Raw genomic sequence first — 14068 nt, forward strand, 5'->3', positions numbered from 1 at the left:
ATCAATTAATTAAAATTACTAATTAAATTAGTAACTTCCAAGTGCTTAGTTAATTTAATTCGTAAATATTATTGTTTTTACGGGCGTTCAAAACCCTATCACGAATGGTATCAAGGATGCCGGATTCAGGAATACCCTCAAAGCGGATAACCTTATTTTCTTCATCTGTACTTTTTAAGGTGAGGTACATCAGTTTGCATATTTGCAACATAAATGGCTGGGTAATAATGTAATCTTTCACCCTAAACATTTCCACCTGGTCAATGCGTTTAAAGAATATTCCCTTTGTGATCAGGATGTATTCTGCACTAACCAGATATTTATAACTACGGATGTATAGCAGCCGGTACCAGGCCACCCCGCATACTGCAAGGCTAAACAGTATAAAATAAGGAGAGAGGTACCAGGCCAGCATCAGAAACGTCAGCGCTAACAGGATAAGCGGGAATGCTTTGAAAAAGGCGAACAGCATGGCCGGCCTCAATAAAATATCATCGTTCTGCGTCATATTGTAATTGTTCTAAAAAGGTTAATGATCGAGCCGGCTTGGCGGTTCGGAAACGGGGACGTACGCCAAAAGATTCCTGGAAGGCATGAAGGGAAATTTGCTCCTGCGTAAAAATCTGCAGACACTTACCACGATAAATATGGATCTCGTTATCTTTAGATATTATCCTGAGCGATATACCTTTGATGGCAGCAGCCAATTTGATATCGGTAATATGCCCGATTATATCTTTGCCAAATACCAGGGTAATTTTGCGACTGGGATAATTCTGCATGATCCAGTCTCCTTGTTCAACATGCAGCCTGTTGCCGATAGCTACAAACGCCAGTTGCTCCAGCCGTGGAAAACGATGGCGGTTAAGCGTGATAAACGCCATCGCTTCCATAACTGAATAAGTAATGATCAGATGTGTTGCATTTGGCAGCCCGGCCACCCAAAGGTTTTGGGTGGAGGGCACGATATGATAGCCAGTACCATAGCGTTCAAACTGATCGCCATAGCTAAAGGTTAGTTCGGTTGCTGCCCCAAAAAAGGCCTGGATCTCCAAAGAAATGCCAAGCCCTGTTAAAAGGGGATTCATAGTGCTTACCGCCCTTTTCGGGATTGCGAACGCTCAAACTCGTGCGGTTTGAATCCGTGCTGGTTCTCAATATCCTTAATCGCCTGGTAATAACCGGGGCTCAATTTCGCAGCTGCTGCCGGATCACGTTTCTTATTGAACAGGGCATTCAGCCCTTTAAACACCATATAGGATAAACCACCGTCCATCAGGATGGATGCCACCAGGGCCAGTTTATTGGAACGGATGCCGTGCTTATCTGTTGCCGAATAGCTGAAGCGGGTCCCATCCGGTATCTGTACTTCCTTGCCCTTCCGGTATTGCTCCTTTTGAGCCTGGGTAAGAAATTCATTATTGACCATATCAGGAGCCAGGATTTTCTCCGTATCCGAAACAATAAACTCTTTTGTTTCCGGATCGTACTCGACCAGCATTTCCTTTTTTTGGCCATGGTTATCGAGTGCGATCCGCAGCACGCTGCCTACTTCACCCTTTTGTAATTGCAGGGCTTCATTATTGGTCAACAGGTCGGGGATTTCGGCATCGCGGTAAATCGGGTGGATCAAGAGATCTAACTGTCCCTTTTCATTTGGTTTCAGTGATATCTTTGCATTGATGGATTTAATTTTGATCGTATCCGTTTCCAGGTCATGCAATTCCATTAAGCTTGTGCGGCGACCTGAAAGCAGAGCTTTCAGGTCATCGACGTTTAACAAGAGCTGACCGCCTGAAGCCAGCCCGATAGTCTCCAGGTCCTTGACCGGGAGATCATTCTCGTGAAATGTTATCGGGTTCATGTTAACGGCCTATTTTCTGATTTTGCCCCTGTTCCTGGGATTGATCCTGTTCTTCTTCTAAAACCAGTTCCGGTTCACGGGGTTTGGTTTTTGCCTCCAGCAAAGATTTGTAAAGCCCGTATTCCGGTTTTAGAACCTTGCGGGTACCTTCGGCATCTTCTACTTTGATGCTTTTGGTTTTATAGGTTTCCAGTACCTTATAGGTGGTATCTATATAAGCGATCTCATCACCTTTATTAAATCCTATGGTTTCGGCACCCTGTTTTTGTTCCCGTTTTTGAGAAACGCCCAAAAGCAGGTTGGCTATTTTTTGTGCGTCACGGGATGCTTTTACAATTTCAAAAGGTTCGTCCTTTAGGATCTTGGCAAAGTTGTTCATGTAGGCAGCTTGCTGCCCAAAGTTATGGCCGACCTTTAATTCACCACCGATCAGGATACCGGCAATGGCGGCGCGCATTTCTTCGCGCGCATAATCAAGTGAACCAAATTTACCCTCCATCGGACGGTTAAGACGGCTTTCATGGCCACTCCAGTGCGCCAGTTGGTGAATGGCAGCCTGCAGGTATTTGGTTTCGTTCTCAAAATGTTCCGGCTCGGGCATGATGATTGCGTCGCGAACCTTGTCATAGTAAGCCTCCTGACCACCATGAATGATTACCGCTTTGCTATCATCGATCAATTTTGCGGCCCTATCGATGGGTGATAAGGTTTGGCCTTCATTTTGTTTGGCCAAAAACTCTTCCAATGGTTCGAGGTCTTTCAGCTGGCTGCCATTGAAAAGGAAAGCCTGGCCCCGCTGCGGTTTATCAAATTCTACCTTTTTGGTTTGGGTAACACCCGCATCATCCTTGATGACCTTACCCTCTGCGGTGCGGATAGCCTGAATGTCGCTGGTTTTTGGGAACTCGATCAGGGTACCGGTTTCATCCTTTTTTACCCAATTCCCTGCATAACGCGCGGCGTCAGCCGACATCCAGCGTGGGTCTTCATGGCGCTGCATACCGAGGATCAGCGCATTCATGGCGCTATAGCCTTTCCCGGTTGTCGGATTGATCGGTTTAACAAAGGCAGGCATGCCATTTTCTTTAACCGGTTTTTGAAACAGGGAGTTACCCTCTTTGATTTCAGCGATCAGCTTGTCTGAAAGCTGGATCGGCAGTGGTTTGAAATTTTTGCTCATTTTCTTGTTTTTTAAGCAGTTCGTATAAAAATTTGATTGGATTGATGTTTTTATGCCTGTAGCAAATGCTCAAGTGCAGATGCTCGCCGGTCACGTGCCCGGTAGCTCCGGTGATGCCGATAGGCTCACCGGCGGTTACGCTATCGGTGGGTATTACAAAAATTTGGCTGAGGTGACCGTATATGGATTCGACCGCGCCATGAGCCAGCCGAATGTTTATGCCCAGGCCATTATCATAGCCAGTCGATCTGACCAGACCGCTAAGGATAGCATAAACGGTATCATGGCGGGCTTTGAGATCGACACCCTCATGCATGGCGTATTTGCCGGTAAGCGGGTGGATTCGGTAACCGTATCCGGAATTTATTTTTAGATGTTTAAGGGGCAGGCAGACCAGGCAGAAGCTGATCAGTAGTTTCATCGGCTATATGATTTCGCCAATTCCTGTTTTTGAGCAGGGCTGATAGAATCCAGTACTTTTTCCTGTAAACCGGGATGATCGTTAGCGATAGCTAATGCGGAGTATAAAGCCTGGGAAGTGCCCCTGTCCTGCAAAAGCATGATCTTGTACATAGCCTTAAAGTCATCGAGTGGCATGGACGAGCCGTTGCTGGTCAGGTCATTGAAGATCTCCTGTTTATCTTTCAGCATCATGACCTGCGCAGCAGGGTAAAATGCTTCCCCGCCCGCAGGGAACCGTACGTAATTTTCTGTTTCAGACCTGGCGTAGGTTAACACGCCGATCTGGCCCCGTTTTGCTTCAGGGTCAATTTCTAAATCCGGCTTCACCAAAACGAGTGTGCCGGCTAAAGTTTGATTTTCCATGATGTTTATTGTTAAATGTTTACCTGCCAACTTTTCGTGTTGGCGTTAATTCGATGACCTCGTTCAACCGGATGGTAGCTTCGCGATGAAGTTCCGGATCGTCCTGTATGAGGATATAGGCCTTTTTCAGTTGGTCGGGCGATCCGGATTCCTGCAGCAATACCAGTGTTTGCAGATTTTGAGCTACCGGCGGCCATTGCACGGACTTGAATTTTTCCGCCAATTCCTTTAACTCTTCGGTGGTTTTCAAGACAAACAGTGTTTTAGCGCTGAAGGAATCTACCTCCTCGTCCTCAAATCCCACTCCTATTTTATCAGCCTCAAAGTCTGTAAATTTAATGAGGCCGATTTTGCCACAATGGTCAGAAGTCCAGAGTACCGGGCTGACCATGACCATTAATCCCATTGTTTCTTCCTGTTTCATGTTGATTGCTTTAAATGTTTGTTTGAATTTATAAATGGCTGTTCGTCATGTAAGGGCTTATCTTTTCAAACCCCTGGTTTGATCTATTCCAAGAAACTGGTCTAATCCAATGGTCACTGCATCACGAATGTTGCCGTTCTTTTTTACCAGTTCCATTGCGGTTCGAATATGTTTTTCCGTTCCATGATCCAGTAAGAGCGCGATGTTTTTCAAGTCTTTAAAATCATCAACTGATAGCCTGAGCGCATTTTCATGCATATAATCATAGATGTCGCCGGGTTCTTTGAAGGTGAGCAGGGCATCAGCGCCGTAAAAGCCGACTTCATGGTCGTCAAAACCCACATAAAATTCATCGGTATTGAGAATTGCGGCTGTTATAAAACCGATCTCGCCCTGTTTATTTGCCGGGTCATCTTTCAGGTCAGGGTGTACCAACAAATAGTGGGGCAACTGTATTTCGTTTGCTTCTTCTTTCATTTTCTCATGGTGGCTTTAACTGGTGTAACCGGTGCTGGCGGTTTGAATGCCAATACCATTTCCTGTATTTCCTGGCTGATATGGTTAAAGTTCTGCCGGAGTTTTTCATCGAGCTTCCCGCCGAAATCATAAAAGGATGGCAATGGCTTGTAGCCTTTTTCTTCCCGCTTGATGGCATCCATATCGAGATTGATCCGGCAATTAACAGCAGAGGTTTCAAATTGCCCGGTAAACTTTTCCTGCGCATCGGCAGCGATGACACCAACCATCTCACCGGAATTAAGCGATGCGATCTTACCTGCCGGAATTAGTGCTTCCAGTTTTTCATTCAAGGATGTAGAAGTTTTATTGCGGTCGATGGACAGGCCTTCACCGATCTGTTTGGATTTACCAAAGAGGCGCTCCAACCATTCCAACGTGTCTTTATTTCTGACCGAACCGGAAAGCACAGTACCTACTACAGCCGTTATCGTCGCAGCGGTATCTTTTCCGTATTGCTGGTTGAACTGTGGCAACTCCTGTAAACCCATCAACACGGCTACCTTATTCGACCTGGCAGTTGCTATTAGGTTTTCCACGCGGTGAACGAATAAGGTGGGTACTTCATCCACGATCAGTGCAGAAGGCAAATTGCCTTTGGTATTGATCAGCTTGGTAAGGCGGTTGATGATGATGGAATAGCAGGCCGAATTAATATTTTGGGTATTCGGGTCATTTGCCAGTACGAGCATCCCCGGATTTTCTTTTGCTGATATTTTCAGGTCAAAATCATTGCCGGAGAATACCCAATAGGTTTCCTTTGTGGCCAAACGGCTGATAAAGATCTTCAGCGTACCGATCTGCCCCTCTAACTGGTCGAACGCTTTTGCATTATAAGCGGTCATAAAAGGTGACAGCAACGAACGCAGTTCCGGCTCTGAGGTCAGGGCATTAAATATTTCCTCGTAAGAGCGGTTCAGCAAAGCCAATACATGGGGGAAGCTGGAATAGATGCCGCCTTTGTATTTGCTCATGAAATAAACACAGGATGCCAAGAAGTTAATAGCAGATTGCGTAAAGAACTGGTCGCTGCCACCGGAGCGGTCACCTTTTTTTAATGCCTCTACCAATGCCTCGGCTGTTTCCGCTGCATCGGCCAATGACTTGATATAATCCGCCCGCCAGGGGTTGATCCTGCGGCTTCTTTCAATATCGTTGAGATTGATAACATGAAAGGCAAAGCCTTTTAGTTTACCGTTCTGCTTGGCCAGAAGGTAATGGTAGTAAGCGATATGCCCAAGGTCGGGGAACTTGAAATCATACAGACATACCGCGAACTCTTTAGCGATCAACTGACGGATAAAGGGATTAACGATACTAAACGATTTACCCGAACCGGGTGTACCGATCACCATGGTGCCCCGAAATACATTGCAGATATTGATCCACCCGTTTCTTACCTTTCCCTTGTAATAAAAAAGCATGGGGATATTGACCGAATAAGGGGTATCCACCCGCTTGACCGGCTGCATGAAGCTTTCTGCTTCTGTATTCCATTTATCCTTGCCCAGGCCTGATTTGATAAACTTGGAGATGTTGTCCATAGACATGCTCACCATAAGCGCACCGGCAAAAGAGCAAATGAGGTAAAGCAGGTTATACCAGCTCGTATAGGCAAATGCTACCGGGGAGGCACGACCCGCAAATACAAGGCTGCCGAAGAATAAAAACAGACCGATGGCAAGCGGATAGATGATATGCTTTTTAGGGTCGAGGTCTGTTTTCTTTTTTGCCAGCGTACCGATGCTGACCAGGCAGATGAGGCCAAATGTGGTCAGCTTACTATAAACCAGGCCGGAATAAATGACCAGGTGGCTGATCTTATCCAGTGGCGTAAAAAAAATGCCCCAGAAAGGGGCATCGTGGTAAATAAAAATGGCAGCTTCTAATCCTATGGATATATAGATAGCGCATTGCAGAAACCCATGGAGTTTTTGCTGCTCTCTGGTTTCTTCCATAATATAATTTGATTTTTAATGGCATGAAAGGAGGGCTTCGCCGTTCTTCCATATCAGGAATGTTATAAAATAAAAAGGCCACCGGCTTTTGCGGGTGGCTTGTAGAGATCGCTCAATCAATAGTGGTTAGCGCTGGTTACGCTTTAAATACCCGTTTATAATTTTATGCACTTTAGCCCCTCCTTTGATCGGAGCAAAAACGATATTTTCCGGCCATATCGGTGCTTTTGATGCAGCAGAGATCTCATGAGGAAAAGCGGTATTATGATAAATTAGATTTATAAAGAAGCCCTTGGTTTTTTTACGGGAAGTAATCTCGTTGAAACTAATCGAGTTCCAGCAGTTATTCACTTCATAAAAGCAACTGTACTTTTTATCTACAAAAAAATACCTGCCTGCTATTTCAGCCAAAGGCAGCTTGATGTCTGATCCCACCCGCCATTGCGGATTGAGTTCATCGAGCTTTGCCGCCTCACCCGCAGGATCCAAAGCGCTAAAGGAGTGAAAGCAATAGACTTGAATGTTTTCAGGAGGTATCCCTGCAAAGGGGCCACTATAACAATTCCTGATCAACGGATCATACCATAACTCAATGTGATCTTTAAAAGAACGGGCTTCCCCCATATCTATCTTGTTTTCAGTATCTCCAACCTCAATTAGATATTGCCATTGAGCATCAACAAAAAAGGATGTTTCGCCAAGTTGGATTACCGGCCTTGACCTGGTATAGACACTAATCTGTTCCATAGTTAAAATTTAAGATGGTTAACGTTTAAAACCAGCAGGGACCAGCTCAATTGAATCATCGACATCTTCAATGGTCATTTGATCTGCCTGTACCTGTTTTTCCCTTTCAGCTATTTTTTGATTGATCTCCATATCGAGTTTCTCCACTTCCTTTTTTAAGGAAGCCAATTCATACTCCTGGTCAAAGGGCCTAAGCGACAACTCACGTACTTCAGGAATTTGTTTGTTGATACCATCCAATTCCTTTTCGTATCGCTCCGCCATGCCAACAACCCTGTTGATCGCATCCAAAAAATACCTTGCCGCGTGTTTAGGGTTATCAATATTTGGGGCACCGCCATTTTGCATATATTTAATGCCTGTTGACCGGCTCTCTGCATATAGGGAAGTAACATGAGTGATCCTGCTGGAGAAACCTTCCTCAACAGTTTGCAGCTTACGCCTGATAAAAAGATCAAAACCGTACAATACACCTAAATGAAGGTCAGGCTGGCTATAATCAGCAGGCGACCAGTTTTTATATAAACCGATCAGGTGATTACCAATAGCAACGGTATCCGCCAGTTCTATATCTTTTAATTTAAGCGGGTTCTGCTTGGCACCGTCCTCATCGAATTTCAGGACCTTCTTATAGTTCACCTCATCTTTTCGAACCAGTTCCAAAGTGGATCGGGTTTCCTGGCTTTTCTTTTCCAGGTCTTCCAGAAGGTAGCGGCTGCGGGAGACTTCCTTAAAGTGAGCACCTTTATACCCTTCCAGTTCGGCAACTTTTTTTTCAAGGCGTGTCTTTTCCAATAAGGAGGTATCGCCTGATAGAATAGCGATATACTCAGAGAAACTCATGCCGCTCTGTTCATCCATGGCCCCTTCATCCAGCGTACGCACGGACAATTCATTGTTCTTCATCTGGCTAATGAAAATCTGCTTGTTCTTCAGCAGGTTGAACTTGTAATTATCCAGTGACTGTTCTACCGCGTAAATAAAGTTCCTAACCTTATTGCCATAAAACATTTTGGCCAACCAGTTACCCTGGCGGGCACCACGGCCATCGCGTTGTTCGAGTTCAGAAGGTTTCCAGGGGATATCCAAATGGTGCATGGCAACGATGCGTTCCTGAACATTGAGACCTGTTCCGGCTTTTTCGGTGCTGCCAATCAGGATCCGAATCTCCCCGGTGTTCATTTTTTTAAAAAGCTCTTTTCGCTGTTTATCGGTTGCCCAGTTGTGTATAAAGGTGATCTGGTTAGCCGGGATGTTAAAATCGTTGATCAGCTTATCACGCAGGGCATCATAGACATTAAATTCATCGGGTTTCGGTGTGCCGATATCGCTGAAAATGATCTGCGTCCCCTTATGCGGGGTACTTTCATGATAGATCTCCGCTACGTTCCGGGCGCAAACATTAATCTTGTTGCCAGGGTGGTCACCAAATTTATCAGGGTCAATCAAACGCATGTCCACCGCCATTTTCTTGGCATAGTTGGTGGCGATCAGCATCCGGCCTTTATCCTCATCTTTCGTCAGGGGTCGCCTGCCGATAACGGTGGCATCACCTGTCTTGGCAAATTGCATCAGGCGCTTAATGAAGTCCTGCTGTTCAGGCGTTGGCTTGATATTGACCAGCGTTTCCTCTATTTCCGGCTTATCCAAATTGATGTGTTTGGCCGTTTTATAATCGGTGATCTGGTTATAAAAAAGCGCGAGTTCCGGCACTTTAATAAAGTGGCGAAAACGTTCCTTCGCCCTGATCTCATTGGTAACGGTAAATTCAAAATCTACTGTTTTGCGCGCATAGACTGCCGCCCATGCATCAAAATTGCTGATATGCTGCCTTTCCAGTTCCCGCGGCCGGAGGTATTTAAAGATCAGGTACATTTCCGTCAGGCTGTTAGAAATAGGGGTGCCGGAAAGAAAGGTCGCGCACAGGTCTGTATCAAAGCGATCCTGTAACGTACGAATGGCAAATAGCATATTCAGCGCTTTCTGACTGCCGGCCATGTTCCCCAAACCTGCAACTTTGGTATGCCTTGTGGTAAAGGTGAGGTTCTTAAACTTATGGGATTCATCAATGAACAAATGGTCGATAGCCATTTCCCGGAAATTGATACCGGTATCCTTTCGGTTTTCTATAGCATCGATCACGCCTTTTAGCTTGGCTTCCAGGTTTTCCTTCCTGATCTCTAAGCCTTTCAGCTTCTCTTTGGTGATCTCTTCACCCTGGTCCTGTAGGGCCAGTAGATCAAGTTCCGTATTGTCTAGCTCGATCTCTAAGATCTGCCGCTGAATTTCCGGGTCCTGCGGAATTTTGCCAAACTGGTCGTGGGTTAAAATGATGCAGTCCCAGTTGTTGTTTTTGATCTCGTGAAAAATGCGTTTCCTTTTTGCCGGCTCAAAATCATTTTCGCCCGGAGCCAATATTTTGGCTTTTGGATAAGCCAGCCGAAACGTATCCGTGATCTGCTGTACATTGGCCTTTAAAGCCAATATCATCGGTTTATGTACGATCCCCAACCGTTTCATTTCCATGGCGGCGATGATCATGGCAAGGGTCTTACCGAGCCCAACTTCATGGTCGATCAACCCACCATTATTTTGAATGACCCGCCAGGCCGCATTTCGCTGTGAGGGATAAAGGTCTAAGATCTTTAAAGCTTTAAAATCAAGACCCGGAAAGGTCAGGTGGCTGCCATCATACTCACGCAGCGCGTAACAGTTGTACGTGTCATTATATAACTTCTCTAAGTACTTCTTGTCCTTGTTTGGCAGTTCGAGCAACCAAAGCAGGTAGCGTGCCCTGATGTTATCAACTTTCCTGTGCGCATTTTGTATGGCTTCGGTGTCCGGTACCCGTACCACTTTACCAAACTGTTCCACCGGGTAGGTAAAATGAGGATTGGTGTTAAGAAGTGCATATTCCAGTAAAGTCCGGCCGGTGACCTTGTTGCTTTCCTTCGGGGTGACCGAAAACTCTTCATTGGTGATCGTATTGCCTTTTTTGGCATAGCTGACCTTATAGTCGTCAATGGATGCCAGGTAAGTTATTTTAGTATCCAGTTTAAACAGATCGGTTGCAAAACGCTGGTAATACGCTACCGGCACCCAGCGTTCCCCAAGGTTAAAATCAAGCCTCTCAAAGGGTATGCGTTCAGGCTGTACACGCCGGATAGCTGCCAGGCTTCTTGCAAACTGAAGATTTTGCGGTTCTTCCCCGGCCAGCCTTTCTGCCGCCTGAAGTTTTTGAATCACGTTACCGGAAAGGTAATTATCGGTTGTTTCCCAGTTCAGTGTTTCCGGGTTTTGCAGGATCTGCTTATCCAGTTGCAGGATGATCTCATCGTCTGTTAATCCGGTGATCTGCCCGATGATAGTCAGATCAACACGGCCCGTGTCGTTCAGGCAACGTGCCAGTGCTTCGGTGGGATCATCTGTTTTCAGCATTTCCTTTTGCTGGAACAGCGGTCCGTAAAATATATCGGAGCGAACAAATTTGTCACCCTCTCGGATTTCGAGGGAGGACAGCATTTTAAAACCTAATGCCGCATCATTTAAGATACGGTTCCTGTTGGCATTTTTATTCAGTTCACCATATTTGGCAACGAAATTCTCATAATAAAAATTGAGTGATTTACGCAGTTCGGGGAACTGGATCTCATGCTCATTTTCATAACCGGATAATTCAAGGTATATATCCCGCAGGGCCAGGTAATCCTCATAAAAAGGCAATTCGGGCTGCGGATCAAGCGCGTCGAATTTGGCCTCAAAATTATGAGGTTCGCCGATCAGGCCAAGCTTGCCACCAAAAATGACCAGGGAGTCCTTAACATAAAATGGCTTCAGGTCTGTAAATGCTTTTGGCTTGTCAGGTTGTAATTTAAAAGCCGGTTCCAGGCTGGTATCGCCTTCATAGCGGTAATCATGTCCAAAATGTTTTAGTTTAACCGATAGCGCATCCAGTTCCTGTCCAAGGGTAACACCTGTCATCCATTTTCCGGTAAAAGAGATCTCGGATAAGTTGCTGTACAGTTTATAGGCATACCTGTTATTTGATTTGGCACGGGCGGTCAATAACACAATGCTGTCATGCAGGGGTTTGGCAGTTGTTCGTAAAACGCTGATCTGCCGTACGGAACCTGCATCCACAAATTGCTTGTCCAAATCATCAAGGTAGGCCAATGCTTTGTTATCCTGATCAGTTTGAACAGGCGTGTCGAACAAGCCTAACTGGCCAAAACTCAGCTCTTTTTTATCGGCTGATTTTGGCGGTTGTGGTACCGGTAAAAAGGTAAACTGTTTAAGCTGCGTTGCCTTATTGTCAAAGGAAATGGCTTCCCATTTGGTATAGTTAAAATTGGTAAACCCGGCAACCAGCAACTCCTGAAGTGAAGGTACGATATCCATCATGTCGCCATTTTGCCAGGCAACGCGTGAAGCCTTGCCGCGTGCATTGGTTCCCTCAATAATTTCGTCTGCGAATACCAGTTCATTTTTATCCGCTAACCAGGCGTTCAAGTGATATTTACCAAAAGAATTTTCCACTTCTATGGTATCGATCAGCAGGCTTTCTGCTTCGGTAAGTGTTTCCTTAAGATCATTTTTCTGAACCAGGATCAGGTGCATGCCAACTTCGACGTTTGCATTTTCCTTCATCAGGTTGGTCGGCAGCACAGCCACACTTAACAGGTCAGCGGAGGTAAACAGGTATTTACGCGCCGTTTCATTAGATGGGTTATTGAGGAATGCCTCTGTAACGATATAGGCTAAAATACCACCATCCCTGATCTTGTCCAACCCCTTGGCGAAGAAGTAGGTATGCACTTTTGAAGAAATTCCGCTTTTGTTATAGGCCGGGTCGTGGACCGCGATCTTACCAAAAGGGATATTGCTGATAACCACATCTGATTGCGCTTTTTCTGTCGCGGCGGTTTCTTCCAGTTTTTTGATCTGAACATCCACGGGTACCGGAGAAACCGAACATAAGGCGGAAAGTATCTTACCCGTCAGGATATCTTTTTCCACCGCGTTGACCTGCTCCAATCCTTCAAATGCGGCCACAGCTTCCTCTATAAATACGCCGGCCCCAGCACTTGGCTCATATAATCGTTTGGGTAAAATACGGGCCTCCTTCATGGCAGCATAGATTGCCCTGGGGATATAATCGGGGGTATAATAAGCCGTTTGTGAACTGCTTTTCAAGGCATCTATCGTTGCCTTATAATCCTTTGATGGTAGTTTCTCCTGCAAGAGGCCATGCAGTTCCATCACTTGTGGGTAGAGCTTGAGATCAGACTTTGATGCTCCCAAATTCTCCCAGGTCCAAATGTCCCCGGGTGGAAACAGTACTGCTTTTAAACCGCCAAAACCGGCATATTTCTTCAGGGCGGCTAATTCTGTTTCGGTGAGCTGCTGGCCAGTAAAGTCCAGCGCGATGCGGATGGCCGAAATATTATCTACCATCTTCCTTACCGGATTAAATGCCATACTAAACCTCCTGTAAATAATTTGCTATGGTGCCGATCACTTCATATTTTAAAAAGCGGTCGTCCTCGTCCAGGCCCTTGATAAGCGGGTCGCAGAGTTCGAGGATATTCGTAAGCTCGTAGTGGAGAATCCCGTGGTTGGAGAAGCGCAGGTAGGCCCTGAAAAATTCTTCTTCCAACACAAGCTTTACGTAATCGTAGGCTATGGAATCAGTCATGATAATGGTAATAGGATTAGTTTGGGAGCGTATCCGCATCCAGTATGTCCTGGTAGGAAATACTCAGGGTAACGATACGGCCGGAAAGCTGCTTTTCGCTTAGCTCTGCATGCAATACCTTGATACCGGGAAAGGACATCTTTTTAAATACAAAGATGTTCCTGTAATTTTTGGCAAAGGTTGGCGGGCTTAGCAGTACAAAAACGGGTTTAACTTCAACCGACTGGTTATTGGCCGCTTTGGTAACTTTCTTGTCATCCACCTTAAACCGGAAATCAGCAATGTCATATTTCAGGTTGGTTTTATTGCGATAGCTGATATCAAGAAAAATATAGTCCCCAACCGTGTAAACATGGTTTAATTGACCTTTTATACCAAAGGCTTTCACCTTTTCCATGCGTTTATCGGGGCTTTTGGCGATGAGGCTTAGGGCTAAACCTTTCAGCTGGTTCTGAGACAGGCCGATACCGGAAATATCCAGCGGGTGCATATCATCAGGAACAATATCGATCTCCGTCGGTACGCCCGGATAGCCGGGTAAAAGGCGGTATTGTGCAATAAATTTTTCACCGGCAACAGTAACCACGGATCCTAAATAGGTTTTGAGGGAATCCCGCAGTTTTAAACGCAATACGTTTTTGAGTGGCAGATCGCCAATGAGGTCCTTGGTGGAAATATCCACATATTGTATAGGCTCAGGCGAGACAAAATGTATGGTGAGGTTTTCCGGCAGGTAAACTACGGGCAGTTTTTCCTGGGCATATAGAGATGGGGCGCAGAGCACCAATAGGTAGCATAAGATCTTTTTCATGTTTGTTAGTTTTTAATTATCCAGAACCGGCAGTGCTTAGCGCTGCGT

At 45.6% G+C, this 14068-nt stretch carries 13 protein-coding genes; all 13 read right to left on the bottom strand.

Going from position 1 to position 14068, the window contains the following annotated elements; all coding sequences use genetic code 11:
- Positions 1 to 49: 49 nt before the first annotated feature.
- The gene (locus tag WC743_RS10370) at positions 50 to 508 is read right to left on the bottom strand and encodes a PH domain-containing protein (RefSeq protein WP_292945242.1); all 459 of its coding nucleotides are present in this window, start codon (positions 506 to 508) and stop codon (positions 50 to 52) included.
- Positions 492 to 1088 (bottom strand): hypothetical protein, encoded by a 597-nt coding sequence (locus WC743_RS10375; RefSeq protein WP_373011903.1) that lies wholly within the window; start codon positions 1086 to 1088, stop codon positions 492 to 494. The genes WC743_RS10370 and WC743_RS10375 overlap by 17 nt, the downstream gene beginning before the upstream one ends.
- Positions 1089 to 1093: 5 nt before the next feature.
- A complete protein-coding gene (locus WC743_RS10380) occupies positions 1094 to 1864 on the bottom strand; it encodes a DUF4099 domain-containing protein (RefSeq protein WP_373011904.1) in 771 nt (256 codons plus the stop codon).
- Position 1865: 1 nt separating this feature from the next.
- On the bottom strand, positions 1866 to 3044 hold the full coding sequence (locus tag WC743_RS10385) for a zincin-like metallopeptidase domain-containing protein (protein WP_373011905.1): 1179 nt from the start codon (positions 3042 to 3044) through the stop codon (positions 1866 to 1868).
- On the bottom strand, positions 2989 to 3465 hold the full coding sequence (locus WC743_RS10390; RefSeq protein WP_373011906.1) for a M23 family metallopeptidase: 477 nt from the start codon (positions 3463 to 3465) through the stop codon (positions 2989 to 2991). Before WC743_RS10390 ends, WC743_RS10385 begins: the two co-directional genes overlap by 56 nt.
- The gene (locus WC743_RS10395; protein ID WP_373011907.1) at positions 3462 to 3869 is read right to left on the bottom strand and encodes a hypothetical protein; all 408 of its coding nucleotides are present in this window, start codon (positions 3867 to 3869) and stop codon (positions 3462 to 3464) included. Before WC743_RS10395 ends, WC743_RS10390 begins: the two co-directional genes overlap by 4 nt.
- Positions 3870 to 3888: 19 nt before the next feature.
- Positions 3889 to 4275: a hypothetical protein gene (locus tag WC743_RS10400; protein ID WP_373011908.1), complete on the bottom strand. Its 387-nt coding sequence runs from the start codon at positions 4273 to 4275 to the stop codon at positions 3889 to 3891.
- A 75-nt stretch (positions 4276 to 4350) separates the two neighbouring features.
- Positions 4351 to 4770, bottom strand: coding sequence for a hypothetical protein (locus tag WC743_RS10405; RefSeq protein WP_373011909.1), 420 nt, complete (start codon positions 4768 to 4770; stop codon positions 4351 to 4353).
- On the bottom strand, positions 4767 to 6767 hold the full coding sequence (locus WC743_RS10410; RefSeq protein ID WP_373011910.1) for a type IV secretion system DNA-binding domain-containing protein: 2001 nt from the start codon (positions 6765 to 6767) through the stop codon (positions 4767 to 4769). The genes WC743_RS10405 and WC743_RS10410 overlap by 4 nt, the downstream gene beginning before the upstream one ends.
- Positions 6768 to 6893: 126 nt before the next feature.
- Positions 6894 to 7514, bottom strand: coding sequence for a hypothetical protein (locus WC743_RS10415; protein ID WP_373011911.1), 621 nt, complete (start codon positions 7512 to 7514; stop codon positions 6894 to 6896).
- Positions 7515 to 7532: 18 nt separating this feature from the next.
- Positions 7533 to 12992, bottom strand: coding sequence for a helicase-related protein (locus tag WC743_RS10420; protein ID WP_373011912.1), 5460 nt, complete (start codon positions 12990 to 12992; stop codon positions 7533 to 7535).
- 1 nt (position 12993) lies between these two features.
- Complete coding sequence (locus tag WC743_RS10425) at positions 12994 to 13248, bottom strand: hypothetical protein (protein ID WP_373011913.1); 255 nt, start codon at positions 13246 to 13248, stop codon at positions 12994 to 12996.
- Positions 13226 to 14020: a DUF4138 domain-containing protein gene (locus tag WC743_RS10430; RefSeq protein ID WP_373011914.1), complete on the bottom strand. Its 795-nt coding sequence runs from the start codon at positions 14018 to 14020 to the stop codon at positions 13226 to 13228. Before WC743_RS10430 ends, WC743_RS10425 begins: the two co-directional genes overlap by 23 nt.
- Between the last annotated feature and the right edge of the window lie 48 nt (positions 14021 to 14068).

The sequence above is a fragment of the Mucilaginibacter sp. genome, from assembly GCF_041660805.1.
In the GTDB taxonomy this organism is placed as follows: Bacteria; Bacteroidota; Bacteroidia; order Sphingobacteriales; family Sphingobacteriaceae; genus Mucilaginibacter.

What these genes read in the sequence shown, in the direction of transcription:
- WC743_RS10370 (WP_292945242.1), bottom strand. Translation starts at nt 508, where the DNA reads ATGACGCAGAACGATGATATTTTATTGAGGCCGGCCATGCTGTTCGCC.
- WC743_RS10375 (WP_373011903.1), bottom strand. Translation starts at nt 1,088, where the DNA reads ATGAATCCCCTTTTAACAGGGCTTGGCATTTCTTTGGAGATCCAGGCC.
- WC743_RS10380 (WP_373011904.1), bottom strand. Translation starts at nt 1,864, where the DNA reads ATGAACCCGATAACATTTCACGAGAATGATCTCCCGGTCAAGGACCTG.
- WC743_RS10385 (WP_373011905.1), bottom strand. Translation starts at nt 3,044, where the DNA reads ATGAGCAAAAATTTCAAACCACTGCCGATCCAGCTTTCAGACAAGCTG.
- WC743_RS10390 (WP_373011906.1), bottom strand. Translation starts at nt 3,465, where the DNA reads ATGAAACTACTGATCAGCTTCTGCCTGGTCTGCCTGCCCCTTAAACAT.
- WC743_RS10395 (WP_373011907.1), bottom strand. Translation starts at nt 3,869, where the DNA reads ATGGAAAATCAAACTTTAGCCGGCACACTCGTTTTGGTGAAGCCGGAT.
- WC743_RS10400 (WP_373011908.1), bottom strand. Translation starts at nt 4,275, where the DNA reads ATGGGATTAATGGTCATGGTCAGCCCGGTACTCTGGACTTCTGACCAT.
- WC743_RS10405 (WP_373011909.1), bottom strand. Translation starts at nt 4,770, where the DNA reads ATGAAAGAAGAAGCAAACGAAATACAGTTGCCCCACTATTTGTTGGTA.
- WC743_RS10410 (WP_373011910.1), bottom strand. Translation starts at nt 6,767, where the DNA reads ATGGAAGAAACCAGAGAGCAGCAAAAACTCCATGGGTTTCTGCAATGC.
- WC743_RS10415 (WP_373011911.1), bottom strand. Translation starts at nt 7,514, where the DNA reads ATGGAACAGATTAGTGTCTATACCAGGTCAAGGCCGGTAATCCAACTT.
- WC743_RS10420 (WP_373011912.1), bottom strand. Translation starts at nt 12,992, where the DNA reads ATGGCATTTAATCCGGTAAGGAAGATGGTAGATAATATTTCGGCCATC.
- WC743_RS10425 (WP_373011913.1), bottom strand. Translation starts at nt 13,248, where the DNA reads ATGCGGATACGCTCCCAAACTAATCCTATTACCATTATCATGACTGAT.
- WC743_RS10430 (WP_373011914.1), bottom strand. Translation starts at nt 14,020, where the DNA reads ATGAAAAAGATCTTATGCTACCTATTGGTGCTCTGCGCCCCATCTCTA.